23 protein-coding genes and 5 pseudogenes are annotated in these 26,563 nt (G+C 66.1%); 11 read left to right on the plus strand and 17 right to left on the minus strand.

Annotated elements, in window-relative coordinates:
* Positions 1-187: 187 nt before the first annotated feature.
* Positions 188-694: an NUDIX hydrolase gene (locus ACV7NQ_RS34790; RefSeq protein ID WP_463365937.1), complete on the minus strand. Its 507-nt coding sequence runs from the start codon at positions 692-694 to the stop codon at positions 188-190.
* 320 nt (positions 695-1,014) lie between these two features.
* On the opposite strand from ACV7NQ_RS34790, the pseudogene ACV7NQ_RS34795 reads away from it, so the two are divergent.
* Positions 1,015-1,242, plus strand: a pseudogene (locus ACV7NQ_RS34795) (transposase family protein); the annotation flags it as partial.
* Between the two features lie 726 nt (positions 1,243-1,968).
* Here ACV7NQ_RS34795 and ACV7NQ_RS34800 read toward each other — a convergent pair.
* The 4 genes from ACV7NQ_RS34800 to ACV7NQ_RS34815 all read right to left on the minus strand — a co-directional run bounded on the left by ACV7NQ_RS34800 (position 1,969) and on the right by ACV7NQ_RS34815 (position 6,694).
* Positions 1,969-2,640 (minus strand): GntR family transcriptional regulator, encoded by a 672-nt coding sequence (locus tag ACV7NQ_RS34800; protein ID WP_463363429.1) that lies wholly within the window; start codon positions 2,638-2,640, stop codon positions 1,969-1,971.
* Between the two features lie 65 nt (positions 2,641-2,705).
* Positions 2,706-3,707: an asparaginase gene (locus tag ACV7NQ_RS34805; protein ID WP_463363430.1), complete on the minus strand. Its 1,002-nt coding sequence runs from the start codon at positions 3,705-3,707 to the stop codon at positions 2,706-2,708.
* 43 nt (positions 3,708-3,750) lie between these two features.
* On the minus strand, positions 3,751-5,403 hold the full coding sequence (locus tag ACV7NQ_RS34810) for a thiamine pyrophosphate-binding protein (protein ID WP_463363431.1): 1,653 nt from the start codon (positions 5,401-5,403) through the stop codon (positions 3,751-3,753).
* A 28-nt stretch (positions 5,404-5,431) separates the two neighbouring features.
* The gene (locus tag ACV7NQ_RS34815) at positions 5,432-6,694 is read right to left on the minus strand and encodes an MFS transporter (protein ID WP_463363432.1); all 1,263 of its coding nucleotides are present in this window, start codon (positions 6,692-6,694) and stop codon (positions 5,432-5,434) included.
* 265 nt (positions 6,695-6,959) lie between these two features.
* Between ACV7NQ_RS34815 and ACV7NQ_RS34820 the strand changes: the two genes are divergently transcribed.
* The 7 genes and pseudogenes from ACV7NQ_RS34820 to ACV7NQ_RS34850 form a co-directional block, all read left to right on the plus strand.
* A complete protein-coding gene (locus tag ACV7NQ_RS34820) occupies positions 6,960-8,231 on the plus strand; it encodes an MFS transporter (protein WP_463363433.1) in 1,272 nt (423 codons plus the stop codon).
* 21 nt (positions 8,232-8,252) lie between these two features.
* Positions 8,253-9,500: an alpha/beta hydrolase family protein gene (locus ACV7NQ_RS34825; protein WP_463363434.1), complete on the plus strand. Its 1,248-nt coding sequence runs from the start codon at positions 8,253-8,255 to the stop codon at positions 9,498-9,500.
* Positions 9,497-10,117 (plus strand): cysteine hydrolase family protein, encoded by a 621-nt coding sequence (locus ACV7NQ_RS34830; RefSeq protein WP_463363435.1) that lies wholly within the window; start codon positions 9,497-9,499, stop codon positions 10,115-10,117. Before ACV7NQ_RS34825 ends, ACV7NQ_RS34830 begins: the two co-directional genes overlap by 4 nt.
* Positions 10,114-11,142, plus strand: coding sequence for an amidohydrolase family protein (locus ACV7NQ_RS34835; RefSeq protein ID WP_463363436.1), 1,029 nt, complete (start codon positions 10,114-10,116; stop codon positions 11,140-11,142). The genes ACV7NQ_RS34830 and ACV7NQ_RS34835 overlap by 4 nt, the downstream gene beginning before the upstream one ends.
* Positions 11,135-12,631, plus strand: a complete 1,497-nt coding sequence (locus ACV7NQ_RS34840; RefSeq protein WP_463363437.1) for an aldehyde dehydrogenase — start codon at positions 11,135-11,137, stop codon at positions 12,629-12,631. Before ACV7NQ_RS34835 ends, ACV7NQ_RS34840 begins: the two co-directional genes overlap by 8 nt.
* Before the next feature lie 10 nt (positions 12,632-12,641).
* Complete coding sequence (locus ACV7NQ_RS34845; RefSeq protein WP_463363438.1) at positions 12,642-13,994, plus strand: dihydroorotase; 1,353 nt, start codon at positions 12,642-12,644, stop codon at positions 13,992-13,994.
* A gap of 180 nt (positions 13,995-14,174) precedes the next feature.
* Positions 14,175-14,264, plus strand: a pseudogene (locus ACV7NQ_RS34850) (RNA polymerase subunit sigma-24); the annotation flags it as partial.
* A gap of 523 nt (positions 14,265-14,787) precedes the next feature.
* On the opposite strand, the gene ACV7NQ_RS34855 reads toward ACV7NQ_RS34850, so the two are convergent.
* The 5 genes and pseudogenes from ACV7NQ_RS34855 to ACV7NQ_RS34875 form a co-directional block, all read right to left on the minus strand.
* Positions 14,788-15,246 (minus strand): nitroreductase family deazaflavin-dependent oxidoreductase, encoded by a 459-nt coding sequence (locus tag ACV7NQ_RS34855; RefSeq protein WP_463365938.1) that lies wholly within the window; start codon positions 15,244-15,246, stop codon positions 14,788-14,790.
* 246 nt (positions 15,247-15,492) lie between these two features.
* Positions 15,493-15,750 (minus strand): annotated as a pseudogene (locus ACV7NQ_RS34860) (MarR family winged helix-turn-helix transcriptional regulator); the annotation flags it as partial.
* Positions 15,751-15,936: 186 nt separating this feature from the next.
* Positions 15,937-16,535: pseudogene (locus ACV7NQ_RS34865) on the minus strand (SDR family NAD(P)-dependent oxidoreductase).
* Positions 16,536-16,885: 350 nt separating this feature from the next.
* A pseudogene (locus ACV7NQ_RS34870) lies at positions 16,886-17,320 on the minus strand (class I SAM-dependent methyltransferase); the annotation flags it as partial.
* A 390-nt stretch (positions 17,321-17,710) separates the two neighbouring features.
* Positions 17,711-18,289: a hypothetical protein gene (locus tag ACV7NQ_RS34875; protein ID WP_463363439.1), complete on the minus strand. Its 579-nt coding sequence runs from the start codon at positions 18,287-18,289 to the stop codon at positions 17,711-17,713.
* On the opposite strand from ACV7NQ_RS34875, the gene ACV7NQ_RS34880 reads away from it, so the two are divergent.
* Entirely contained in the window at positions 18,224-18,682 is a 459-nt protein-coding gene (locus ACV7NQ_RS34880) for a hypothetical protein (protein WP_463366130.1), read from the plus strand. The genes ACV7NQ_RS34875 and ACV7NQ_RS34880 overlap by 66 nt on opposite strands.
* The gene (locus ACV7NQ_RS34885) at positions 18,652-20,001 is read left to right on the plus strand and encodes a family 1 glycosylhydrolase (protein ID WP_463363440.1); all 1,350 of its coding nucleotides are present in this window, start codon (positions 18,652-18,654) and stop codon (positions 19,999-20,001) included. Before ACV7NQ_RS34880 ends, ACV7NQ_RS34885 begins: the two co-directional genes overlap by 31 nt.
* On the opposite strand, the gene ACV7NQ_RS34890 is transcribed toward ACV7NQ_RS34885, so the two are convergent.
* The 7 genes from ACV7NQ_RS34890 to ACV7NQ_RS34920 all read right to left on the minus strand — a co-directional run bounded on the left by ACV7NQ_RS34890 (position 19,988) and on the right by ACV7NQ_RS34920 (position 24,884).
* A complete protein-coding gene (locus tag ACV7NQ_RS34890) occupies positions 19,988-20,386 on the minus strand; it encodes a hypothetical protein (RefSeq protein ID WP_463363441.1) in 399 nt (132 codons plus the stop codon). The two genes, ACV7NQ_RS34885 and ACV7NQ_RS34890, sit on opposite strands and share 14 nt — an antisense overlap.
* A 245-nt stretch (positions 20,387-20,631) precedes the next feature.
* On the minus strand, positions 20,632-21,522 hold the full coding sequence (yidC, locus tag ACV7NQ_RS34895; protein WP_463363442.1) for a membrane protein insertase YidC: 891 nt from the start codon (positions 21,520-21,522) through the stop codon (positions 20,632-20,634).
* A gap of 96 nt (positions 21,523-21,618) precedes the next feature.
* A complete protein-coding gene (locus tag ACV7NQ_RS34900; protein WP_463363443.1) occupies positions 21,619-21,918 on the minus strand; it encodes a DUF6412 domain-containing protein in 300 nt (99 codons plus the stop codon).
* A 28-nt stretch (positions 21,919-21,946) separates the two neighbouring features.
* Positions 21,947-22,795 carry a helix-turn-helix transcriptional regulator gene (locus ACV7NQ_RS34905; RefSeq protein ID WP_463363444.1) on the minus strand — a complete coding sequence of 283 codons (849 nt, stop codon included), beginning with the start codon at positions 22,793-22,795 and terminating at the stop codon, positions 21,947-21,949.
* 52 nt (positions 22,796-22,847) lie between these two features.
* A complete protein-coding gene (locus ACV7NQ_RS34910; RefSeq protein WP_463363445.1) occupies positions 22,848-22,988 on the minus strand; it encodes a hypothetical protein in 141 nt (46 codons plus the stop codon).
* Between the two features lie 77 nt (positions 22,989-23,065).
* Positions 23,066-23,620 carry an NUDIX hydrolase gene (locus tag ACV7NQ_RS34915; protein WP_463363446.1) on the minus strand — a complete coding sequence of 185 codons (555 nt, stop codon included), beginning with the start codon at positions 23,618-23,620 and terminating at the stop codon, positions 23,066-23,068.
* A 34-nt stretch (positions 23,621-23,654) separates the two neighbouring features.
* The gene (locus tag ACV7NQ_RS34920) at positions 23,655-24,884 is read right to left on the minus strand and encodes a DUF418 domain-containing protein (RefSeq protein WP_463363447.1); all 1,230 of its coding nucleotides are present in this window, start codon (positions 24,882-24,884) and stop codon (positions 23,655-23,657) included.
* Positions 24,885-25,020: 136 nt separating this feature from the next.
* Here ACV7NQ_RS34920 and dop point away from each other — a divergent pair, with 136 nt between their 5' ends.
* Positions 25,021-26,520 carry a depupylase/deamidase Dop gene (gene dop, locus ACV7NQ_RS34925; protein ID WP_463365939.1) on the plus strand — a complete coding sequence of 500 codons (1,500 nt, stop codon included), beginning with the start codon at positions 25,021-25,023 and terminating at the stop codon, positions 26,518-26,520.
* The last annotated feature ends 43 nt before the right edge of the window (positions 26,521-26,563 follow it).

The raw sequence follows: 26,563 nt of genomic DNA on the forward strand, positions 1-26,563 counted from the left end.
AAATCAGTAAACGAAGCTAGGAAATTCATGGATTTGCTCCAAGTGGTCGCTACGATCTTCGAATCGGTTTTGCAGGTATTCAGCGGCAGCGCTGGCTGATCGCGCCCGGCGGCATCGGCCGCCATCTGCTCGCCGCGAACGCTGGGATCCGCCGGCAGCGGTGGGTCCCGGCGTTATCGGGGTGGGGTCAACCGAGCAGGCCGTCGACGAGGATGCGGGTATCGGGAACGAATGGCCAGGCGGGGTCGGCCAGGTGGGCGGCCAGTTCGGCGTCGGTCCACCACCAGCCGTCGGCGATCTCCTCGGGCTGGTGCCGGATCGGCCCGTCATAGCGCAGTTCGTAGGCGAACAGGTGGCAGCGCATCAGGTTGCCGTTCCATTCGCCGTCCCAGGAGAGTGTGCGCAGCAGCGGCAGGGTCGCGTCGGCCGGCAGCATGATGCCCAATTCCTCGCCGAGTTCGCGCAGCGCGGTCCGCGCCGGCGACTCGCCGGGCTCAACGACGCCACCGGCCAGGCAGTCGTGCATGCCGGCGAACACCCTTTTGGTGTCGGTGCGGCGGTGCACATAGATGCGCGCACCATCGCCGGAACGAACCAGCACACCGGCACTCGCATGCCAGACGCCGTCGCGGTAGACCTCGGCTCGGTCGGCGGCACCGACCTCGCGGCCCGCACTGTCGTAGACCGCGATCATCTCTGGGTTCGATTGGGCTGACACCGGTCGAGAGTAACGTGAGGGGCGCACGCCACCTGGAGAGAGGATCGGCCCCGATGGTCAGGGCTGAGGCAAAGTCGGATTCTGTCTGCTTGAACTGCTGATTTACGTTGCGACACACCGGGGATCGGGCGGTTCGGGCAGGCACGGCGAGGCAGTTGATCATGAAAGCTCCTACACAATCCTGATCGTGGAGCTACGCCTTGCCTGCTGTGCCATCGTCGCCTATTGCTGTCCTGTCATGCCAGTTGGGGTCGGTTGGTGCAGTCCCGGCCGCGGTGCGGCCGGGACTGTTGCAGGTGCTGGAATCGGTGCCCGATCCACGCGAGAAGCGTGGTGTGCGGCACTGGTTTTCAGTGATCCTGTTCATCTCGGTGTGCGCGGTGGTCTCGGGTGCGCGTTCGTTCGCCGCGATCGCCGAATGGGCCGCCGACTCGGCCGGGGACGTGCTGGCCGGGATGGGGATCGGCGCGCCGGATGCATCGACGATCCGCCGCGCGCTCTCGGCGTTCACCGGCGACGGATTCGACACCGCGATCGGGGCCCCGGCGGCGAGTCGTCTCGCGGCCGCGCGGGCGGTGCCGGGAGTCTCGGCGGTCGCGCCGGGCAATCGCGGTCGACGGCAAAGCGTTGCGAGGATCGAGGACCACAACCAACCGCGCCCGGATGGTGATGGCGGGCTTGGACCACGACACCGGGTCGTCCTCGGCCAGGTCGAGATCAGCTACAAGTCGAATGAAATCCCCATGTTCTCCACACTTCTCGATACGATCGACGAGTTGACCGAGGTGGTCGTCACCGCCGACGCACTGCACGCCCAACGCGAGCACGCGCACTATCTGCACGGTCGCGGCGCCCACTACGTGATCACCCGGGGTGGGGCCGGTGGTGACCGCGAGCGGGACCGCGGCCCGAAAGCGACCGGCAAGTGGCTGACCGCCTCGATCGCCGCCGATACGGCGGCGGTGATCGCTGCCGGGTTCGACGAGGCGCAGCGCCGCGACCCGCACAACCGTCGGCCAGAACCGCCAGCCGCAACGGATTCCACTGGCAACTAGGCTGTGACGGGCCGTCGGCCGATGGACGGGAGCGCACGACCCCGCATCCGGAGGCCGACGGCGCACGGTCGGTGTCGAGTGCGACTGTGGGAATACACCGCCGATCCCCAAGCGGAGTCGGTGCGAGATCGGGGCTGCCCTGCCTTATCCTGCATGAGGTTCGGAACCCCAAGCGCACATCAAACACCAGGAGGCTCAAGGCAGGCGGTTTTGGTGCACCTCTTCGATGGTCGTAAGGGTTGCCCGCAAATGCTGGACGGTCAGGTCGATCGCGCGCTCGGTGTCGCGGGCACGGTAGAACTCGATCAGCTTGGCGTGCTCCGCATTCGATTCCGCAACGCGATCCGTGCCGGTACCGAGCGACAGCTTGACGTACATGGAGGCACTGTCGCGCAGGCCGTTGAGGACCATCGAGAGTCGGCTCTCTTTGTCCTCGATCGTGAACAGTGCATGGAACTCCCGGTTGAGCTCGGACCATTCCTCGGCGTTCGTCGTCTTCTCCAGCAGGCGACAGAGTTCTTCGGCGCGGTCGAGTTGCTCGGGCGTGATCGTGCCCATCACGCGACGCACCATGAGCGGTTCGAGGGCGATGCGCATCTCGTACAACTCGCGAACCTCGTCTATATCCAGGCTGCGCACCCGGGATCCACGATGCGGGTCGAACACGACCAGTCCTTCGCCCGCGAGGTCGCGTAGTGCCTCACGAACGGGCGTGATACTCACCTCGAGTTGCGCGGCGAGATCGGCCTGGATGAGACGCGCGCCGCCGGGAAGCGTTCCGTTGAGGATCGCTTCCCGGAGCGTGTCCAGGACATAGACGTGCGTGGTAAGGGCTCGGGGTTGCCGAGCGTTCATACTGAGTGTCATTCCTGCCCCCTCGAGCGTTATGTCCGTTATGTGATGCTATGCCAAGGCTAATGGCGCGCGTCCCGCTATAGCGATCTACCCCTGTGATCGAATTCTGCGCGGATGTCTTCGGTGGTGGCCCCACCGGCGAGCAGACACGCCAGCAGCACGCGCGCTTTTCGCGCATCCAGCCATCCGGCGGGGATCGCACCCTTGGCGATCAGGTCCGATTCGGAGCCATCGAAGCTGTAACTATTGCGATGCGTGCTTCCCGCACCGGTCCGGCTGGCCAACACGACGGGAATGGAGGCGGCCGCTCTTTCCGCCGCGCTGGCGAGTGAACTGGAGACGTGGCCCACCCCGAAGCCGGCCAGCACGGCGCCGCGGAACCCGCTCGCGGCGATGACGTCGAGGACGGCTCCGTCATCGCCCAGGTACGTTTCGAGCAGCGCCACTCGTGGCGGCGCGAAGGGGTCGGGCAACCGTAGCGTCGTGCGGTCGGCCGCGGTGCCGCGGTAAACGGGCCGCCGCTCATCGACGTAGCCGAGCGGCCCGAACGACGGCGACGCGAATGCGTCCGGGCCGCTCGCCCGCATCTTGCGCACCCGGCGCGCGGCATGAATCTCGTCGTTCAACACGACGAGCACACCCCGATGCCGAGCGGCTTCATCAGCGGCCACCTGGACCGACGCGACCAGATTCGCCGGGCCGTCCGCCCCCGGTAGCTGGGGCGAGCGCATCGCGCCCGTGACGACGAGTGGTGCCGGTGAGTCCCAATACAAGTCGAGCAGGTAGGCCGTCTCCTCGATGGTGTCGGTGCCCTGAATGACGACCGCGCCGGCAGCGCCGCCGGCCACTTCGGCACGGGCCCAGTCGAGAGCCCGGATCACATCCTCGAAGGTGAGCGACGCTCCGGGAAGAGTGTTGAGCGTCGTCGCCCGCAGCTCGGCGATGTCGTCAAGAGCGGGTACGGCGGTGAGCAGTTGTTCGGCGCTCAACGACGGCCGGACCCCCTGCCCGTCGGCACTGGTAGAGGTCATCGTTATGGTTCCACCAAGTGACGCGGCCGCTACACACATTCTGGCCATCTACGGCATATCTCCTTTTGGGGTTTTCGTTCGCCTCGTACGACTAGTCATGCCACCACTTGACAAGCGGACCGGCCGCCAGCTCGTCGGTCACGTGGACGTCGACGACAGCGATTCCGCCGGCCTCGACCACGCTGATCGCGTCCTTCAGCACCGTGCCGAGTTCGTCTTGCACCGCGACTTCTGCTCCGAACGCGCCGAACGCCTTTGGTACATGTGCGAAGTGCTGTTCGATGAAGTTGGTGCCGACCCGTCTGCCCTCGAAATTGGCATCCTGTCGCATCCGGATGTGCCCGATCGTGCTGTTGTTGACGATGACAACAAGGATCGGGGTCCGGGTGCGCACCGCCGTCTCCAGCTCGCCCATGGTCATGGCAAAGCCGCCGTCACCGACCAGCGCGCAGACGAACGCGTCGGGATGCGCGATCTTGGCGCCGATCGCACCCGGGATGCCGAATCCCATGGTTCCCGACGTCGGGTAGTGAAACTCTCCCCCCGATGCGACGGAGAAGTACTGCTCCGCCCAGTGCAGATAGTTTCCCGAGTCGAGGACGAGCCGGGTGCCGTCCGGCAGCAGCCGCCGCAGTTCGCGTGCCACCTCACGGCCGCCGATGGCGTTGCCGTCGGTACGCGCGTCCGCCAGGCTTTTCTGGTAATCCGCATGTTCGCGTTGAAGGTCCGCCAACCACGTCCGCTCATCGGATGAGATCGGGGTCGGCCCCGCGGCGTCGCGGAGAAGTGGCAGGAGATCGCGAAGATCGCCGGTGATCCCGATCGTTGCCGGATGCACCCTGCCGATCACGGCGGGGTCCAGATCGATGTGGACGATCCGGGCGTCGTCGGCGAACCGCATGCGATAGTGCTCGGTCATCTGCTCGGAGAACCGGCACCCGAACACCAGCACCGCGTCGGCGTCGTGGATGGCATGCCGCGCGGCGGGCCCACCGCCGATCCCCGCCATCCCGACGACGTTCGGGTGTCTGTCGGAGACCGGCTTCCGCAGCCACGATGACACGATCGGGGCGCGAAACGCTTCCGCGATCGCGAAGACGTCGCCGCCGTTGCCGGACGGAACACCCCCTCCCGCGATGATCAGCGGGCGCTGTGCCGACGTCATCAGTTCGACGACTTCGCTCAACTGCTCGGGGTCGATGGTGGAGTACGCACGCGGGATCGCCGGGGGCACGTAACGTTTGATCTCCCGGTACATGAAGTTGTAGGGAATCGCGACGTGGACCGGGCCGGGGCGGCCCGAAAGCGTCCGCCGGTAAGCCTCATTCAGCAGCTCGGGCACGCGGTCCGGATTGTTCGCCTGTACGGACCATTTCGTGATCGGCTTGTAGAACGCTGCGAGGTCGATCTCCTCGAATGCTTCGTATCCCTCGTGGTCGTTGCTCACCTGGGCGCTGATCACCAGCATCGGCAGGGATTCCACGTAGGCGCCCATCACCCCGATCGCCGTATTCGTCGCCCCGGGGGCCTTCGACGCGACCACCACGGCCGGTCTGCCGGTCTGAAACGCGTAGGAGTACGCCATCATCGCAGCACCTTGCTCATGCCGGGTGAGGATGAACGGCACCTCGGTGTCAGTCGAGAGCCGGTCGACGATCTCGAGCAGACCGTTGCCGAGGATCCCTGCGACGAAGGGTGTCTCGATGTCCGCGCACCACCGTGCGATCGCCTCACAGACGTTCATAGCTGTCTCCTTTTGTAGGGGTTTGAATTCAGGCCGCCGACGAGCTCACGGGCTGTTTGTCGGCGACGCGCACGTAGGCCACGCATATCCCGGCCACTATCGGTACGGCGACAAGTACGACCAGACCGCCCACACCCCAGCCGGCGGCTTGGACGATTCCGCCGAAGATGGCGCCGGAGAACCCTGCTCCGATGTAGTGCGCGCTGGAGGCGAGCCCGGACGCCTTGCCGATGTGCTCGACCGCCACCGCGCGCTGCGTCAGCGCGTAGACGTTCACAAAGAGGAACCCGCTGTTGAACACGCCGAAGAGCAGGCTGAGGGCCATCTGTTCCCATTGCCGGTCCGCGACGTCGAACATCAGCAGACCAACCAGGATCGAACCGACGATGGCCACGATGATCAACTGGCGCTCCCCCAACCTGTCCGCGATGTAACCGCCCACCAATCCCGCGAATGCCCCGATCCCGTACATGCTCACTGCGAGCGCGGCTGCCTGGGGCGGAAAGTGCAACTGGGACTTGAGGAATGTCGGGTACAAGCCGAGGTAGCTGTAGTTCACGACGCCGAGTAGCACATTCGCCGCGGCGAGCAGGGTGAGGTTCCGTATGAGCGATTGCCGCGTCTGCGGCTGGGCGGCGGCCGCCACCGGGTGGTTACGATCCGACTTGGCCGCATCCCTGCCGAACTCGCTGAACGGCAACGGCAGGAAGAACAGCAGCAGCAGCGCGTAGACAAGGCCGATCACCCCGAATACGTAGAGCGGTAACCGCCAGTCGCTGGACCCGGCGAGGAAGATCTGGATGCCCAGAATCGGCCCGATGAAGGACCCGATCCCGTATGCAGCGTTCATACCGCCCAGGGCGAGGTTTCGCCGCTGCGCGAAGAAGACGCCCGCCATCGTGAAGATGGCGGTCTGCTGCATCGCTTCGCCGATACCGGTCACCACGCGATAGGTGGTGATGTCCCAGAATCCCTGCGAGAGCGGGATGAGCATGGTGAAGATCGAATAGACCAGCATTCCGACTATCAGGACCGTCTTACGGCGGTACCGGTCGAGGAGGAATCCGGCGAATACCCCGGTGATGCCGAAGCCGATGGCGAAGACGGTCGTGATGAATCCACTCTGGGCGAGGTTCAGGTGGAGATCCTTCTGGACGTACGAATTGAGATTCGAGAAGACGCTTCGGTCCATCGCGTTGGCTATGTACGAACAGGCGATGAAGAGATAGAGCGAGAACCCTAGGGCCTTGCTATAGCGCGGGGGCGCCGCCTGTGTCGTGGTGGTGATCATGCTGTGCCTTTCATACATCGACCTGCTCGCCCCCGAGCGTTGGTACACCGCGTCGCTCCTTCTATCAGGAGCGCGCGGTTCGACGAACGGTCGTGTTCGCCGTGGGATCACCATGGTCTGAGGCGCCTTGTGCTGTTGCGGAACGGGGGGCTTCCGGGCGAGATGGAGGCTCATCGTCTGTTCGCATCATGCATTGTATATCATGCATTCTATGTCATACTGGCGCCAGTGTAGCCATGAAGGCACACATAAGGAGTGATCACGCATGAGCAGCGACATCGATACATCGCACCGGCAAGGCAGTTCCGGGCTCTCCCGACTGACGACTGCGACGGCCGTCACCAGCCTTGTCATCCTCGCCCTGTCGTATGTCACGAACGCGATGGACCGTCAGGTCTTTCCCGTTGTCGTGCCGCAGGTCAGCAAAGACCTCGGATTCTCGCTGGCCCAGGGTGGTCTGCTCGCGACGATCTTCACGCTCGGCATCGGCATCGCCGGTGTGCCAACCGGCTTCCTATTGGACCGCCTATCGCGAAAGGCGGTGATCCTGCTGGGAATTGCCGTCTATTCCGCGTTCACCGTGTTGACCGGATTCGGCGTCGGGTTCTCCGACCTGTTCGCTTACCGCGCGCTTTCCGGAGTCGGTGAGGCCATGCAGAACGCGGCGCTTTTCTCGGCGGTCGGTGCGTACTTCTTCGCGCACCGGGCGTTGGCCATCGGTAGCCTCAACTTCGCCTACGGTGTGGGCGGCTTCCTCGGCCCGCGGGTCGGTGCGAATCTCGCGGTGTCGTTCGGATCCTGGCACGTTCCCTTCTATGTTTTCGGCGCCATCGGCTTCCTGTTCGTCCTGATCGTCGGCTTGTTCGTCAAGCGGCAGTTCACCGAGCAGGTCGAGCTTTCCAGTCCCGAGAAATCCGACCGCGGCGCCATCGACGCAGTGCCTACGCAATTTTTCAATCGCAATGTGCTGCTGCTAGGGTTGGTCGCGGCGATTGTCGGTGTGGCCATGTATGGATTCATCGGCCTGTATCCGACGTTCCTGCAGAAGCAGTTACACTTCAGCCTCGGCACCGCAGGCGCGGTGACGAGCATGTTCGGTCTCGGCGCCATGGCGGGCCTGCCTGCCGGCTACCTGATGGACCGGCTCAATGTTCGCTACGTCTTGATCGTCTCCATGCTCTGCGGCGCGGTGGTCGGATATCTGATCTTCAATGGGCCCGACAGCATCGGCTGGCAGTATGTGCTGGCGTTCGCCGAGGGCGCGATTGCGAGCGGGTTCTGCTTCGTGGGCGTGTACGCCGGGTTACAACGGGCAGTGCGTCCCGGACTCGTCGGTCGGGCATCGGGCTTCTACATCACATGCTTCTACATTCCCGCATCCGTGGCCGGGTACCTCTTTTCGAGCCTGGTCGGTGCGGCCGGGTGGGGTGGCGCCGGGTTCTGGCAGCTGACCGTCCTTCCGCTGGTAGGCGTGGTCATCCTGCTCTTCGTGAATACCAATCAGCTCGTGCGTGTCGCAACGCCCGCGCGTCGATGAATGATGAATAAGGAGGAGTACATGACGCACCCCATCGGCCCGAAGCGATGGCGTGAGCAGCGCTGGATCATCGATTCGGTCCTCCGGACGGATGGGTTGGAGTGGGACCAGCCGCGCGTCGCCTACACCCTGCGACCGATGGGAGTCGACGCCACACCGGATTTCGCGGTCGCCGCGTCGCGCATCTCGAAGTTCGCCGATATCACTCCCGTCTTCACCGAACGTGCGCAGCGGCGCCAAGCGCTCGCTGTGGCGGCGGAACGCGAGCTGCGGCTGGAGTCTGCGCGCGAACATTACTTTCACGCGGCGTTGCTCTATGCGACGGCGGAATGGCCGATCTGGGAGACGACCCCTGCCCTGGTCGACCTGGACGACCGGAAGAACGACTGCTTCAACGCGTACGCGCGGCTCGCTGATCACCATGTCGAGCGGGTGGAGATCCCGTTGGGCGACTGCTACATCCCCGCATGGTTCCACCTGCCCCCCGGCTACCACGGCGGGCCGGTGCGCACTGTGATCTGCTGCGGGGGAATGGACGCACCCAAGGAGCTCAACGTCAACCTGTACGGAGACAAGCTGCTGCAGCGGGGATTCGCCGTACTCTCGTTCGACGGCCCGGGCCAGGGCGAGGCGCCGATCAGGGGATTACATTTCACACCGACCGCGTGGGTGGACGCCGGGAACGCGATCATGGCCTGGTGCCGGGACCGCGATGAGGTCGACAACGAACGGATCGTCGGCCTGGGACTGTCATTCGGTTCGTACTGGATGTCGCAGATCGCCGCGACCCAACCTGAACTCAAAGGCGCGGCGGTCGGGCTGGTATGTCACGAGCCGGGCTGCCACACCATCTTCGAATGCGCATCACCCAGCTTCAAGGCACGCTTCATGTGGATGTCGGGGCTCGAGCGCGACGAGAAGGCCTTCGATGACATGGTCAACGAGATCGATCTCCGACCGTTGATGCCACAGATGCGCGTGCCGTGGCTTGTCGTGGCAGGCGACGAGGACGAACTGTCCCCGATCGGCCACAGCTACGAGCTCGTTGCGGCATGTGCGAGCCCCTCGGCGATGCTGGTCTACCAGCAAGGCCGCCACGCACTTTCGTTACCGACGCCGTCGGTCGCCTCGGGCCCGAACTGGCTCACCTATTCCGCTGACTGGCTGCTCGACCGGGTGAACGGCAAACCGGTAGAAGAGCACGTCGACTACGTCCTGTCCAGCGGCGAAGTCGAACTCCGCCCACACCCCAAGGAATCAATCGCATGACTGCCCTGCCCCTAACCGGTCGAAACACGGCCGTGGTCACCATTGATATGCACCGCGGTCACCTCGATCCGTCCGTTGCCACCATGCCGCTGCCGGCCGAAGCGGCCGCCCGTGTCACGGAGGCGAACCGCGTACTGATCACCGGAGCCCGCACGCGCCGGATTCCGGTGATTCATGTCGTCACCAGCTACCATGACGTCCGGGAGATCTCGTCCAATCCGTGGTGGGAACGGGTCGCGGGTACCGATGCGACCCGCTCGAACGTGCTCAATCACCAGTTGCCGGGCAGCGAAGGCCTCGCGGTGATGCCGCAGCTGCTGGACCCCGCATACGACGTCGTGGTCTACAACAAGAAGCGCTACGACTCCTTCATGGCAACCGAACTCGACCAGGTGCTGCGGGCACGCGACATCGAAGTCTTGTTGCTCACCGGGGTGAACACGAACAGTTGCGTGCTCGCCACCACGGTTGCGGCGAACGCGCGAGACTACGCCCCGATCGTCGTCGAAGACTGCGTCGACACCATGGACCGGTCATTGCATGACTCGGCGCTTGCCCTGGTCCGGCAGGCATTCGGCTGGGTTGCCACCACAGACGAGGTTTTGGAGGCCCTGTGAACGATCCCGTGAAAGTCCCCAGCAGAGTCATCGACGTCCATGCTCATGTGATTCCGCCCGCGCTCGTTGCCGCGATGCGGTCCGGCTCTGCGCCAGATGGCATCACTCTCGAGGTGAACGAGGCCATGTCCTGGGTGGTGCACCGGCAGGGCTACCGCTATCCGCTGCTCGACAGGTTCCACGACGTTGCGGCGCGTCTGGCGCAGATGGACCAGGACGGAACGGATTTCGCCGTGCTGTCGATCGCGCCACCGCTGTTTCTGTACTGGGCAGGGGTCGACGGCGCAGCGGCGGCCGCCCGTGCGATCAACGACTCCATCGCGTCCATGGTCGAGCAGGCTCCGACCAGGTTCGCCGGCCTCGCGACGCTGCCGATGCAAGATCCCAAGGCCGCCGTCGCTGAATTGCGGCGCAGCGTAGAAGAACTCGGAATGCACGGCGCGCAGATCGGACCGCACATCGAGGGCACACCGCTCGACCACGACTCACTGCGGCCGGTGCTGCGAGCGGCGGCGGATCTCGGCGCGCCCCTGGTGCTGCATCCGTACTACGTCGGATCGTCGCCGGGCCTCGACGACTTCTATCTGACGAACCTGCAGGGCAATCCGTGGCAGACCGCCCTTAGCGCGTCGCGGCTCATCTTCTCGGGAACCCTCGACGAACTGCCGGACCTCGATCTCATGCTGGTGCACGGCGGGGGCCATCTGCCCTACCAGATCGGGCGTTTGGATCACGGATACCAGGTTCGCCCCGAGGCGAACTGCCCGGTGCACGCACCGAGCCACTATCTGCGACGTTTTCACTATGACTCGCTGACGCTCAGCACGATGTCGACCCAATGGCTCATCGAACGGGTCGGCGCCGACCGGGTGCTGTTCGGCACCGACATCCCGTTCGACATGGCGGGCGGCACGTTCGCAGCCCAGCTCGAAGGTTTCACCGGTTCCGATGAGGCCCTCAACGCCATCGCATCGGGAAACGCCGAGCGGCTTTTCGCACTGAACCGAGGTAATCACCATGACTGATCGAATTCTGCTCCACATCGACGGCAAGGACGTCGCCGCCAGCGACGGCAACGAATTCGAGGTGACGAATCCCGCCACCGGACAACTCCTTTTCAACGTCGCGCACGGCACCGCCGAGGATATCGACCGCGCTGTCGCAGCGGGCCGTGCGGCGTTCGACGACGGCCGCTGGCATGGGTTGCCCGTGCGGGAACGTGCGCGCATTCTCAACCGCGCCGCGAGCCTGTTGGCCGACCGCATCGAGGAATACGCGCGCCTGGAGACCGTACAGATCGGCCGCACGCTGCGGGAGATGCGCGCACAGTTGAAACGCCTACCGGAATGGCTGGAATACTTCGGCGCACTGGCGCAGACCTACGAGGGGTCCAGCCCGGATTTCGGGACCGATCACCTCAACGTCGTGCGGCGCGTTCCGTTGGGGGTCGTCGGATTGATCACGCCGTGGAACCATCCCCTCCTGATCACGATGAAGAAGGTGTCCGTCGCGCTGGCGGCGGGCAACTCACTCGTGATCAAGCCGAGCGAGCTCGGGCCCGCAGCTCCGGGCGAGCTCGTAAAGTTGTTGGAAGAGGCCGGGGTTCCGTCGGGCGTCATCAACTTCGTGCCCGGCCTGGGCCGCACCACGGGCAAGGCCCTCACCGAACACCCAGGGATGGCGAAGCTCGACGTGACCGGCGGGACGGAGACCGGGCGTGTCATCGCCGCCACCGCGGGGCGCTCGCTGATTCCGGTAACCGCCGAGCTCGGCGGCAAGGCGCCCGTCATCGTCTTCGACGACGTCGACATCGACAATGCCGTCGCGGGCGCACTTTTCGCCGCGTTCATCGCAACAGGACAGACCTGTGTGCAGGGATCTCGGATCCTGGTGTCGCGCAAGATCTATGACCCGTTCGTCTCTCGACTGGTCGAGCGCACCCGCGCGCTGCAGCTCGGCGACCCGCTGGATCCGCAGACCCAGGTCGGCCCGCTGGTATCGAAAGCGCAGCGCGACAAGAGCGCGACCGCCGTCGACCGAGCGCGCGAACAGGGCGGAATTGTGTTGACGGGCGGGCGTATTCCCCAGGGCGACGAGTACGCGAACGGGTGGTTCTACGAACCGACGATCGTCGCCGAGGTCAAACGTAGCGACGACCTCTGGTCCGAGGAGGTGTTCGGCCCGGTGTCGGTCATCGCCCCGTTCGACGACGAGGACGACGCGGTGAGCATGGCCAATGACGCGCAGTTCGGCCTGGCCGCCTCGGTGTGGACGCGGGACGTGGGCCGGGCCATCCGGGTGAGCCGGCGGCTCGACATCGGGATCATCTGGGTCAACGACCACCACCGGATCGATCCGGCGTCACCGTGGGGCGGCTTCAAGGACAGCGGCATCGGCTCGGAGAACGGGCAGGAGGCGTTCCGCGCCTACACGCATCAGCAGAGTCTCGTTATCAATGCGTCGAACGCGTCGTTCGACTGGTTCGGGACGTTCGAGGACGTCCGCTATTCCTGAGGAGCACGACATGGCAGAGGTAGACCTGCTCATCGAGGGCGGCACCGTGGTCACGCCGAAAGGGCGGCGGCAGGCCAATATCTCGGTGAGCGAGGGGCGGATCGTGAACGTCGGGCCGCAGCGCCCGGACGCCGGTGCGGTCGTGGACGCGTCCGGACTGCTGGTAATGGCCGGGGGCGTGGACACGCACGTCCACTTGATGGACCCCGGCAGTCCGGAGCGGGAGGACTTCCCGACGGGCACGAGCGCCGCAGCCGCATCCGGGGTCACGACCATCATCGAGCATTCCCACGGACGCCCCGTCCGCACAGTCGCCGGTTTGACCGAGAAGGCGCGGTACCTGGGTGATCGGTCCAACGTGGACTTCGGCCTTGCCGCCCACGCGTGGCCTGGTGAGACGGGCCTGGTAGGAGAGCTGTGGGCCGCGGGCGTCGCGTTCTTCAAGGTGTTCACCTGCACAACACACGGTGTTCCCGGGCACAACGCTGCCGCGTTGAAATCGCATCTGGAGGCATCGGCCCTCAGCGGTGCCGTGAGCCTGATGCACTGCGAGGACGAGTCGTTGACGGAAGCGGCGGAGGCCTTGCTTCAGGGTGAGGGCCGCGACGACCCCGGCGTGCTGCCGGAGTGGCGCAACCTCGACGCCGAACTAGTGGCAGCCGCCGTGGCCGCGCTGCTGGTTCGCAGGACGGGCGCTCGCGCCAGCATTGCGCACGTCAGCAACAAGGAGGTCGCCGACTACGTCGCGGCTGAGCGCACCAAGGGCGCCATGCTGGCGGCCGAGGGGTGTCCCCAGTACTTCCTACTTCGCGAGGACGAGGTCCACCTCCACGGCGCGCTCCGGAAATTCACCCCGCCGGCCCGGTCGCGGACCGACGACGACGAAGCGGAGCTCTGGCGTCTGCTGCGCCGCGGTGTGCTCACCCACATGTCCACCGATCACGCGCCATCGACGTTGGCGCAGAAACAAGCCGGGACCATCTGGGACGTGCACTTCGGGCTGCCCGGCCTCGACAGCACGATGAACGTTCTGCTCGATGCCGCGGCCCGCGGTCACCTGTCCTACGAGGACGTCACCCAGGTTTACAGCGAGGCGCCCGCCAAAATCTACGGATTGTGGCCGCGGAAGGGGCGGTTGGCGCCGGGAGCCGACGCCGACGTGATCCTCGTCGATCCCGCGGCGACCCGAACACTTCGCAACGCCGACGTCATCTCCAGGGCGGGGTGGACACCGTTCGACGGGCGGACGATGACCGGGCGGGTCATGCGAACCTATCTCCGGGGCCAGTTGGTCGCGGAGGACGGCCGGCCGCTCGACGAGCGGGGCGGGCGATTCGTGCCGGGCGCTGGTTACCGGGGCTAGCACAATGCTGCGTAGTCAGGGCTTGTCGCGAAATTGGGCGGAACGCCTCTGATTCTCGAGAGATATTGTGGTATAGGCGATTTCGTGGTGGGTGGGGTTTTCGACGGCGAAATTCGAGGCGCTGCTGCCGCATCTGGATGAGCGGCAGCAGCGGCTGGTGTCGGCCGCGGATGCTCGGCGAATGTCGAGCTCGCCGAGAGTATGTCGATGGCGCCGATGCTGGTCCTCGAGACGCTGCCGCCGACCGAGCGCGCAGTGTTCGTGTCGAGACGGGAGAAGATCGTGAGCGTCGAGGTGTCTGCGGCTGCGGTGTTGTTGGCCGGGTTCCGCTCATGGCTGGCGGGCGAGCGGGGGTTGTCGCGGGAGACGGTGCGTTACGGCACGTAGGCCGGCACGTTCCTGGCTTGGCTGCCGGATCCGGTGGATTCTGCTGTGCGGCAGCTGGATTCGGGTCATGTCCCGGTGTTCATGGTCGATTATTGCCGTGACCGCAACACGCGGTCGGCGAAGGCGATGGCGACATCGCTGCGTGCGTTGCTGCGGTTCCTGCACGGCCACGCCGCAAAGCCCGAGAGTACTGGGAACCCACCACCACCGAGTACCCCCGTGCCACTGGCGTTGGGTGGCCCATCCGCTGATGATCAAGACGGCAGGAGCCCGGTGAAGGGAGACTTCCACGCCGGGATCTGCGGGTGGCCCGTGGGTGCAATCCCCTCGGGCCACCCGACCCTGGGGGCGTATCTGCCCTGGCATTCTCTCGCGCGAGTCTGGACCCGGGCCGGAGCCCGCTGTACTAGCGCTGGGTGCCGGAGGCGGCCGGTGTACCCACGGGTTCGAGCACGAAGACCGGGATCTGTCGGTCGGTCTTGCGCTGGTAGTCGGCGTAGTCGGGGAATGCGTCGACCGCCCGGCCCCACCAGAGGGCCTTCTCGTCTCCGAACACCTCCCGTGTCCGGTACGTGCGGGTCATCGCGCCGTCTTGAAGCTCGATGGCCGGTTCGGCGACGAGGCTGGCGTACCACTGCGGGTTTCTCGGCTGGGCGCCATTGGACGCGACGGCCGCGTAGTGCCCGTCGTGCTCGACACGCATCAGCGGTGTCTTGCGAACCTTGCCGGTCTTGGCGCCCCGGTAGCTCATCAGTACGGTGGGTCGGCCGCCCATCGTGACGCCGTCGGTCGTGCCGGTGCGCGCGATATGCTCGACGTGGTCGCGGACCCATTCGAGCGCGCTCGGTGCGTATTCACCGGTCAACTCCGTCACCGTGCCCGGGTCAGGCTTCGTGGCCGCGTCCGGATGGTGCTTGCGGTCGTGGGGGTGGCGGGGGCGTCGGGTATCGACGTTGCCGGTCATGGTCTGGAGGATGCCGGGTATTTCTGCCACGGTCGCGGCGGGCAGTCCGGTCACGGTTTCCTCCGCCAGGGCGCACCACAGTTGCTCGAGTTGGGCGGTCAGGGCTTTGCCGCTGTCGGTGAGTTCGACGATGCTGGCGCGCTTGTCGGAGGGGGCGGGTGTGCGGCGGATGTGGCCGGTGGCTTCGAGCTTGCGGGTCATGAGCGTGACGCTGGGCGGCTCGCAGCCGAGCGCTTCGCTGAGTTGGGCGCCGATCATCGGGCCTGTACGGGCGAGTTCGAGCAGCAGTGCCTCCTGGCCGGGGTGCAGGCCGAGCGGGGCCAGCAGCGTCGCGGCCCTGGCTCGGTGGCGCAGGCTCAGCAGGCGGATGGCCTGGTTGATGGCGTCGGCTTGATCGAAGTCCATGAGCTCTCCTCGCGAGATTAGTTACGCGCATAACATTATGCGCATAACTAATCTGGAATGCGATCCGAGGGGGCGGACAACCTTCCGGTCCGTGTGAGTGGCGGTCCGGTGCGAGAGACGTCACGCGCCGGAGCCTGGCGAGGGTGTCACCCGGCCCGGCGGCTGAGGTGTTCCCGCTTCGCGAGTTCAGAAGTGCGCGCTCGGCCGAGCTGCTGGACCGTGTCTGTCGTAGGCGACGCTGCCGAGTATGACTCGCTTGGGCGGTTCGGGCAGGTCCACGATTTCCATGACCACCGACGCCGCCAGTGCCAGGTCGGCGTCGTGGGATTCGCTCCACATGTCGTTGAGCCAGGTGCGCAGTGGGGCGTAGGCGGTGTTCTGCTCGGTCATGGTGAGGCCGGCGGTGAACAGGCCGGTTTCGTCGCGGCCGGGGCGCAGGATCGTCACATTGATCCCGGACCGCTCGACCTCCATCGCCAGCGCTTCACTCACACTGTCGCGCGCGGCTTTGCCGGCGCCGTAGAGGCCGGTCGCGGCGAATCCTCCAGCCGATCCCATCGAGGAGACCTGGAGTATGTGCCCGAACCCCTGCTCGCGCAGCAGTTGACCACTGCTTGACTCACCCAGAGTGCGCCGAAGAAGTTGGTGTCCAGGTGCGTTCGGGCCTGTTCCTCGGTGAGCTCTTCGATCATGCCGAGCACCACGCCGCCAGCGTTGTTGACCACGACATCGACCCGCCCGAATGCTGCGAAGGCCCGCGCGACTTCGCGCACGACCGCCTCCATGGATGCTGCGCGAGCTCGGCGCCCTGCTCCAGATCGCCGACAGCCAGGGCCGACCGATCCGGCTTGCCACACCCATCGGTTCCGCCGCACCCGCCTGACCCGGCTGGCCGTCTCATCCGCCGGACCACCGGGCGCAACCCCGGCGCCTTCCGATCGATCTGAGACCCAGCGCTGGCGCACGGTTGAATCGCGGTTTTCGCGAGCCCGGTGCTGGTCCGCCACTGCGGTCTCCCGACGGCCTGGTCAGCGCCATCTGACCAGGTCAGGCCGATCGGCGTGCGGTGACCAAGAGGTACTCCCACTCCATCCGCCCGTTGCCCAGGTCGTGTTGGGAAGCGAGATCCGCGAGTTCCCGGTCTAACTGCGCGATCCGGACGGGTTCGGCGGCAATGGCCCGCGGCCGCCCGGTGGAACGGCGCGAACATGACGCCTACGCACGAGATGACGATGTCGAACTCGGCATCGGCGTAGGGCAATGCCTCGGCGTCGGCTTCCTGCCACTGCAGGTCGACGCCCCGTGCGGCGGCGATACGCCGGCCTGCCTCGAACAGCTCCGGCGTGAGGTCGCTCGCCACGACATCCGCACCGGCCTCAGCGGCCGGGATCGCGGCGTTCCCGGATCCGGCCGCAATGTCCAGCACACGCTGACCCGGGCCGATACGGCAGGCGTCGACGAGACGCCAGCCCAGTCCAGGGATGAGTTCGATGGCGACGGCCGGGTAGTCGCCCAGTGCCCACATTGCGCGATGCCGCGTCTTGAGATCAGCGGGGCTGGATTCGGTCATCGGATGCTCCCTCTGCAGTTGGGCCGGTAAACGCTGCCGAAGATGGCTATTGAGCTCTGCCGCGCCAAAGCAACCACTTGCGGGGTACACCGGCTCGGCGGGCGTCGCTCTCTTGCTGACTGTTGGTACGTCGGCTACGGCTACCCTCCCGCAGGTGAGGGCGGGCTCGCCGTAGCCCGAGACGAGCGTGGGTCCTGCCGAACAGGTGTTTACCCGACAAAGGTCACAACAAACGGGGACCACCCAACGCGACAGGCCAATGTCTGCGTAACGCTGGTCATTCCCTCCCGCATGCCGAACCCGCCAAGGCCGCCGAACCGATGAGCACGTCCCAATGAATACCTCAGCCTTCTGAATATTGCAGCCTTCGAATACATACGCTCCACCGGTCTACGTCGGCGCACTACGACATCCGAGTTGGCGCGGGCTGCGCGTCGAGGTGGACGCGATCGAGGTCCGCCGGCCGCCCGTAAGGGCGGTCCCTACCGCGAAACCCCGGATACTGGGTTTTTCCGGAGAATGGGTCCGGGATCGCCGACCATTTTCCCAGGTCGGCAGATCGTGCCGTCCACCAGCATGGACCCGACGCCGATGACGTCGCTGGGGTTGGGGACGAACTCGTCGAGCAGTCGCAGCAAGTCCGTGGCGTGCACCGTCGCAACGTCGCAGGCCAAAGGTCGAAGGGAACGGATGGACTCCGCAGCGAGTATTTCTCGGTGCGCGCGGGGTGCCGAACAACTGTGACAGGCCTCGGCGGCGCGTTTTTTTCGACAGGAACTCCCCCACGTACAGATACAGCACGATCGCGGTGACCCTCGGCCCGTACTGCGTCGTCGCGTTCACCCCGGCCGGGGCGCCCCCGCACGTCGCGACGCCACACCCGCAGCGGCGGGTGATCAGCCGATGTTCGGTGACCTGGACCTTGATCGGTGGAAGGTCGAACACCTGACGGCGCTGCACACCCACCACCTCGGCGTCGGCCAGGTCCCCGCCACAGCCCTGACACGCGGCGGCTCATACGACAGCGTCTTGTCCGCCCGATCAACCAACGCCAGCGTCGAGCCCGGATGGCCGGGCTACCCTCCCGGCTTACGACCGGACTTGCGGCGCAACAACTTCGGAGCGGGTTCGACGAACGGCGAGTCCGACGACGGCGGCTTGTGCGGTTCGGCCGATGCGAGTCGAGGGGTGAACATGGGTGGATTCAAGCCGTACACGCAAGCGCAAGTGCGGCAGAGGGAGAAAGACCAGTCCGACCCGAAGTGGTTGGCGTGGCTGGCCGGTATGGACGACCGCCACCGGGTGAGGTCGTATCCAGTTACTCTGAGCGGATGCGATCCCGGTTCCGTCGGTACGTCCTGACCGCGCTCGCCGCCGCCGCGTCGACCCTGCTGCTGTGCACGCACTCCCCGGCCACCCCACCGATGCGGTCGGCGGCCGGCGTGCCGCCGCTGGACGCAGGATTCCTCTGGGGTGTCGCGGCCTCTGGATTCCAGTCCGAAGGCCATGCGCCCGACAGTAATTGGACGCGTTACATCGCCGCGCACCCCGATTACGACGAACTTCACAATTCGGTCGACTTCTACGACCGTTATGCGTCCGATATCGGCCTGGCGGCCGCGCTGGGTGTGCGGGTGTTCCGGATCGGGATCGAATGGGCCCGGCTGCAGCCCGCGCCGGGAATCTGGGACGCCGCCGCGTTCCGTTTCTACGACGCGGTTATCGCGAGCATCGAGCGGGCCGGGATGCGGCCGATGATCACTCTTGACCACTGGGTGTATCCCGGCTGGGCGGTCGACCGCGGCGGCTGGCGCAATCCGGGCATGGTCGACGACTGGCTGGTCAACATGCGCGCGGTCGTCGACCGCTACGCATCCCACAATCCGCTGTGGGTCACCGTGAACGAGCCGGTCGCCTACATCGTGCAGGAGGCCCGCAGGGGTGCCGCCGATGCGGCCGAGATGCAGGAGCGGATCGCACAGGCGCACAACGCCATCTATGACTACATCCATCAGATCCACCCCGGCGCCCAGGTGACCAGCAACGTCGGCTATGTCGCAGGCTCGGAGGCTCAGGTCAATGGTGCGCTCGTCGACCGCATCGCGGACCGGCTCGACTACGTGGGCGTCGACTACTACTTCGCCTACGATCCGGCGCAGTCGCTGATTGAGTCCATCGCGAAAGCCAGCGGATCGGCGATGCCGAACATGCCGGGGGCGCAGATCTGGGAGCTGCCGTTGCGCACCGAGGGCATCTACTATGCGCTGCAATACTATTCGCGCCGCTTCCCGAACAAACCACTCTACATCGTCGAGAACGGTATGCCCACCGAAGAGGGGCATCCGCGCGCCGACGGTTACACCCGCAGCGATCACCTCCGCGACACCGTGTACTGGATCCAGCGCGCCAAAGCCGACCGCATCAACGTTATTGGCTACAACTACTGGAGTCTCACCGACAACTACGAATGGGGCAGCTACACACCACGATTCGGCCTCTACACCGTCGACGTGCGCACCGACCCGACCCTCACTCGCCGCCCCACCGACGCCGTCGACGCCTACACGCAGATCGTCGCTGCGGGCGGTGTCCCCGCCGACTACCGCCCCACCCGCGGCCCTGCCATCTGCTTCCTCGTCGATCCACCGGCCAGCTGCCTGACCCCGGTCATGGTCCCGTAGCGTGCAGGCCGCCGCGCCGCCAATCGGCGAGTTCGGGGTCGTTGCCGGTCGTGTCCGCGGCGTCGATGATCCAGCGCAGCAATTGTTTCAAGGCCGTGTCACTGCGGGATACGGGGGCCTCTGGTGCGGTGCGGGTGGCCAGGATCAGGCCGCATCGGACCTCCCACCGCAGCCGATCACCGGCAGCCCAGCCCAGAGTGGGCATGACCGCCAGGCCGTGGACAGTAGACGCGGGGTCGATGCGGCGAACGGTGTAGCAGGCGTGGGAGGTTCGGTGCGGACGCAACCGCGGCAGCGGCAAACCCGGCCCGGTCGGTTGCGTCGAGCCCGGCTCGCCGGGCACCGGTCCGGTGCGGGGAGTGGGATCGAACGGGTGAAAAAACATCTGCGCCGCAGGAACTTTCGAGCTGGAGACCAAAGGACACACGGTCGAGCTCATCGACCCGGTCGTGGAACACGACCCGTCGGCGACCTGGGCGCCGGTTGGCGTGCGACAGGTGCTGATCGGCATCGCCGCCGGATACTATCTGCAGGCGCGCACCGCGTAGCCGATGGCTGCCCCTCGACCAAGCGGTAGACGAGGGACAGCGGCAGGCGAAGGACAGCGGCGAATTCGGCGTCAGGCGTCTGTCACCGTTTACGCCGATTCGGTTTCACCCCCGGCTTCGGCGCGGTGCGTGCCCGCGCCTCGGCGACTCGAAGTGTCTCGGCGGCCGATTCCGCGTCGAGCCGACGGTAGACCAGGTGTTGTTGCGCGAGGGTCCACGCATTGTTCGACACCCAATACAGCAGAATCGCAACGGGCAGCATCGCGCCTCCGACAATCGCGCCCGCCGGAAGCACCCACAGCGTGAGGGTGTTCAGCAGCGGAAGCTGTGCCGCGGTCGGGTCTTGCCGCGCGACCGACGCCCGCGCGGTGAAATGCGTTGCGACGGCGGCGATCAGCATGAGCGGGATGGCGACGACGGCCACCCGGACGGCCAGATCACCGGCATTGCCCAGCGTTGCGTACAACGGCGCGCCGAACAGCTTCGCCTGCATGAACGATTGCACGTCGGCGGCACTGAAAACGTAGTTGGGCGTGCTCGCGTTCTGTTCGGCCGTCATCGGCGACGTGGGCGACAAGAAGGGCAGGTGCCCGGCGGGGGCGGTACGGTCGAAGGACCGCAAGACATGGAAAAGCCCGAAGAAGACCAGGCCCTGACCGAGCACCGGCAGACATCCGGCCAGGGCGTTGACACCGTTGGCCTTGTGCAGTTTCTGGATCTCCAGCGTTTGGCGCTGCCGGTCGTCGGCGTATTTGTTTTTCAGCGCGGCGATCTCTGGTTGCAAACGTCTCATGATCGCTTGGGTACGGGCCTGTTTCAGGAAGGTCGGAACTAATGCGGCACGTAACGTGACCACGAGGAACACCACCGCCAGCACCCAGGCCAGACCACTGGCGGGACCGAGGACGGCGGCAAAAGCGGTGTGCCACAACCAGAGAATGGCGGATACGGGGTAGTAGATGAAATCGAGCATGACGGGACACCTGACTATGTGACGTGCAGGCGCGCACGTGAGCGGAAGGGTCGGCCGGAACGCCGACGAGACCCCGCCACTCGTGCGGGGTGGTCGTCAGGCGACGGCGAGACCGGGCGCTCGGGGGCGCGGCCGACCCGCGGTGTCAGGATTGCTCTGCCGCAGAAACGACCCACGCCGACGGCGCTGTGCCGATGACGGTGGACCGCACCTGGCGACCAGCAGCGGCAGCCGCCGCGTGGTCTGCAGCGAGACCAGCGCGAAGACCACCGAGGCTGCCATCACACTGAGCACGGCCAGCGAGGCCGGCTCATGCGCGGGCGCCGCGACCAGGGCAAGCGCGGGCAGGACGAGTGCGAAAACCGCAAACGTCGTCAGCTGAACCCGCGTGAACATGCTCCGAGCGTACCTGGGCGTGCTGCCGCTACGGACGTTCGCCCAGATCCCACTGCGCCGTGTGACTCAACTCCGTGGGTGCGAGGCCGAAGGTACGGCGGCAGGTGCGGGTGAATTGGGTGCTGTCGGCGAAGCCCGCGGCGTGAGCGGCGGCGGCGAGGTCGTCGCCGGATCGGACCTGGGTGATTGCGACGTGCAGGCGCAGCCAGAGTACGTAGGGGCGTAACGGGATTCCGACCTGTTCGGTAAACAGGCGGGTGAGCCGGTTTGCCGAGACGCCGAGGTGACGGGCCACGTCGGCACCGCGGACCGGGCCGTTGCGGACAAGCGAGGGGAGCAGCCGCATCGCCTCGGTGACCACGTCGTGCTGGTCGGTGTCGGTGCTGTCGGCGGTGTCGTGTTGGAGATCGCGGACGACATCGGCGACGACATCGGCGAGCGCACCACGGGACGGATCGACGGGCAGCGAGTGGATGCTATCGGCCCAGCCGTAGGCGTGTGCCCTGCGGTCGGCGGCCGCGCCCGCCGCCGTTTCGGGGTCCAGGTAGATCGCGGTGCCGCGGTCGGCGCCCGCGGCGATCCGGTGCGGTGCGTCGGCGGGCACGATGACATGGGTGCCGTGATGGCGAATGCCACTGGCGTCCACCACGGTTACCGGTGTGCAGGTGGCGACGATCTGCACGGTGTGATGGGCGTGCAGTGCGGTCGGGCCGATCGGTCCGCCGAAGGCGAGGATGCCAGCGCGCAGCAACGCGGTGTCCGCCTGGCACTCTTGGTCCGGCGGTCCCGAGACATGGCGCACGGCAGGGGGAGTCAGTGCTCCCGTAGACATTGTCCCCGTGGCGATGGACGTTTCGTCGGTGACCAGAGCCTTCATTATCGGACGCTCCCGGCAGACTGCGAATCCCGGTTCGGATCCCTTGCCGAGACTATCCCGGTCCGACGGCGGTTGTCAGGGTATCGGCGACCCGATCGAGGAACTCGGTGACCAATGGCCGCGCGGGCGGACTGTCCGGGTATCGGGTGCGCAAGGCAAGGCCCTCGTCGCTGGGGGCGAACCACAGTTGCACATCGTCCAGCGATGCGCTGCGGCTGAATTGCGCCGCGTTGCGCGGAAGCCTCGGTCTCGCGCACCGGCTGAGTTCGGCTACCCGAGGCGGTGGAATTCGACTGCGAGCGCGATCAATTCGGCCATGTGGTCGCCGTCGGTGCGGGACAGCCGCATCGCCTCGGCCTGCGGAAAGGCGCTCACCTCGACAATGTGTTCGGCATCGTCGGGGTTGGTCGGCTCCGAATCGACAACGACGTCGGCGGTACACCACAACCAAGCCTTGTGCGGGTGCGGTTGCCAATCCCGCCAGGGCGCGGGGTGATCGCTGGTCGCATGGTGGGCGCCGAACCACCGGACCGGTCCGACCGTGTGGGCGCCCGCCTCCTCCAGCAACTCGCGGCGCAGACACTCGTCGACGGATTCGCCCGCTTCGCGGGTGCCGCCGGGCACGATCCAGATATCGCGGTCGTCGCGACACAGCACGATCTCGGCGCCGACGAAGGAAACGACGTGGACATTGGTGACGAGTTCGTCGGGCGGCAGGTCGGTGGAGAACTGGACGTCGAGACCACCCCACTCCCATCGGGTGGGGGTGTGCAGCAACGGATATCGGTCGGCGAGCGTCACACCGACGACGGTAGCCGGAGTCATGTCCACGCACCGTCGTCGGTGAAAGTCCGCCCCGTCAGCGCTCCCGAGCCAGGGCGCGGTAGCTGACGTTCCACAGCCATTCGGCCGGCCCGCGTTCGAAGCGACGCAGCCACAGGTGGGCGAAGCTGACGATGATCAGGGTGACCAGCAGGTAGATGCCGACGGTGAACGGGACGCGGGCGTCGGTCGAGACGCGGGCCGCGAGGCCCAAACCCCAGCCGTAGCACAGGATCGACGCCACGAGGTTCTGCAGGATGTAGCAGCTGAGGGCGGTGCGCCCGACCTCGGTCAGGCGGCGGCCGAGGAAGCCGACGTGTGGGCGGCGCAGGTAGAACTCGGCGACCAGCGACAGGATGCCGAAGGCGACGATAGGAGCGGTGCCGTACCTGGTGAAGAGCAGCACGTCGCCGCCGCCGATCACGCCGACCAGCAGATCGAAGGGTGCGGCGACCGCGAAGCCCGCGATCATGAGCCGCTTGCGGAGTAGCGCGCCCTCCGGGCGGAATACCCCGGCGCGGAACAGTCGGGCTCCGGCGAGGAACAAGGCCATCGACATGGGGAATATCAAGATGGGCTCCAGTCGGAAGGTGCCGACGTTCTCTACGCGGAAGATCACGAGATCCCAGAATGAGCCGTCCGCATAGGGATTCGGATCGAGCGGCTTCCGTGGCGTCGAATCCTGCTGCGGTGCAAAGGTGATGGCGAGCGCGATCAGCATCAGCATCGCGACATGGACGCTCGCCGCGAAGATCAGCCAACGGCGTTGCGCGCGTTCACTTGTCGCGAGAATAAACGCGACGACCAATCCGGTGACCGCATACCCCATGAGCACATCGAACTCGGCGACGAACAGGAAGTTCAGCAGACCGTCGACGAATAGCAGCCCCGCCCGCCACGGATAGCTGCCAGGCCGGCGTCGCCCGCCACGCACCGCCGATCCATGCTGTATGGCGAGGCCGATGCCGAACATGATGGTGAGCAGCCCCAGGAACTTGCCCTGCGCCACCTGCTGTATGATTCGCTCGGCCCACATCCAACCAGTGGCGGATTGGTTCAGCTCGTGCAGATAGCCGATCATGCCTTGCGCGTTGGTCAGGATCCAGATGTTGGTGCCGAGCGTGCCGAGAATCGCGATGCCGCGCAGCACATCGAGTGCGACCAGGCGCGAAGGCTGGGCGGTATTCGTCACCTCCGCAGCCGTCTCCTGCGGCTTGTGGTGCTTCCCCGCGGTACCCGGTCGGGGATCGGCGATCGAATCGGTCATGCTCCGAATATCCCGCTCGCTCGCCGACGCGCGGATCCTCCGGAAGTACCACCCTCGGTATGACATTGATGTCCATCGGATCGCCGAAGCCGCCGGTCGCGACGGACTACCACGACGCGTCGCCTACGCTCGTCGTATGCAGCGCATCATCGGCATCGAGGTCGAGTACGGCATCTCCACACCCACCGAGCCGTCCGCCAACCCGATCCTCACCTCCACCCAGGCGGTTCTCGCCTACGCGGCGGCGGAGGGAGTGCCGCGTGCCAAGCGAACCCGATGGGATTACGAGGTGGAATCGCCGCTACGCGATGCTCGTGGATTCGATCTGAGCCGGATGAACGGACCGGCGCCGGTGATCGACGCCGACGAGGTCGGTGCGGCGAACATGATTCTCACCAACGGCGCCCGACTGTATGTCGATCACGCCCACCCCGAATACTCCGCGCCCGAGGTCACCGACCCGATGGACGCGGTGATCTGGGACAAGGCGGGCGAGCGGGTGATGGAGGCGGCGGCACGGCACGCGTCGAGCGTGCCAGGCGCCCTGCGGCTGCAGCTGTACAAGAACAATGTCGACGGCAAGGGCGCCTCCTACGGCACCCACGAGAACTACCTGATGAGCCGCGACACCCCGTTCAACCAGATCATCGTCGGCCTCACGCCGTTCTTCGTTTCGCGTCAGGTGATCACCGGCTCCGGCCGTGTCGGCATCGGCCAGTCCGGTGACCACGCCGGCTTCCAGCTGTCCCAGCGCGCCGATTACATCGAGGTCGAGGTCGGTCTGGAGACCACGCTCAAACGCGGCATCATCAACACCCGCGACGAGCCGCACGCCGACGCCGACAAGTATCGGAGGCTGCACGTCATCATCGGCGACGCCAATATGGCCGAGATGTCCACCTACCTGAAGGTCGGCACCACCGCGCTGGTGCTGGACCTGATCGAGGCGGGCGAGGACCTGTCGGATCTGCAGCTGGCCCGCCCGGTCACCGCGGTGCACCAGATCTCGCACGACCCCACCCTGCGCGCCACGGTGGCGCTCACCGACGGCCGGGAGCTCACCGGCCTGGCCCTGCAGCGCATCTACCTGGACCGGGCGGAGAAGTTCGTGGCCCGCACCGCCAACGACGATCCGCGCGTGCGGGACATCCTGGAGAACTGGGCCATGGTGCTGGATCTGTTGGAACGCGATCCGATGGAATGCGCCGACCTGCTCGACTGGCCGGCCAAGCTGCGCCTGCTCGAGGGCATGCGCAAGCGTGAGGGCCTGGCCTGGGCCGCGCCCAAGCTGCACCTGATGGATCTGCAGTACTCCGACGTGCGGCTGGACAAGGGCCTCTACAATCGTCTCGTCGCGCGCGGGTCGATGAAGCGACTGGTCTCCGAACAGGAGGTGCTGGACGCGATGACCAAGCCGCCCACCGACACTCGCGCCTACTTCCGCGGCGAGTGCCTACGTCGTTTCGGCGCCGATATCGCTGCCGCCAGCTGGGATTCCGTGATCTTCGATCTCGGCGGCGATTCGCTGGTGCGCATCCCTACCCTGGAGCCGCGCCGGGGCACGAAGGCCCACGTCGGCAAACTGCTCGACGGCGTAAATACCGCCGCTGAACTGGTCGAACAGCTCACCACATAGCACTCGACGCGAGCCACACGGGTGGCCGCGGACCCCACAGTGC

Source organism: Nocardia sp. Tas62D01, assembly GCF_055232035.1.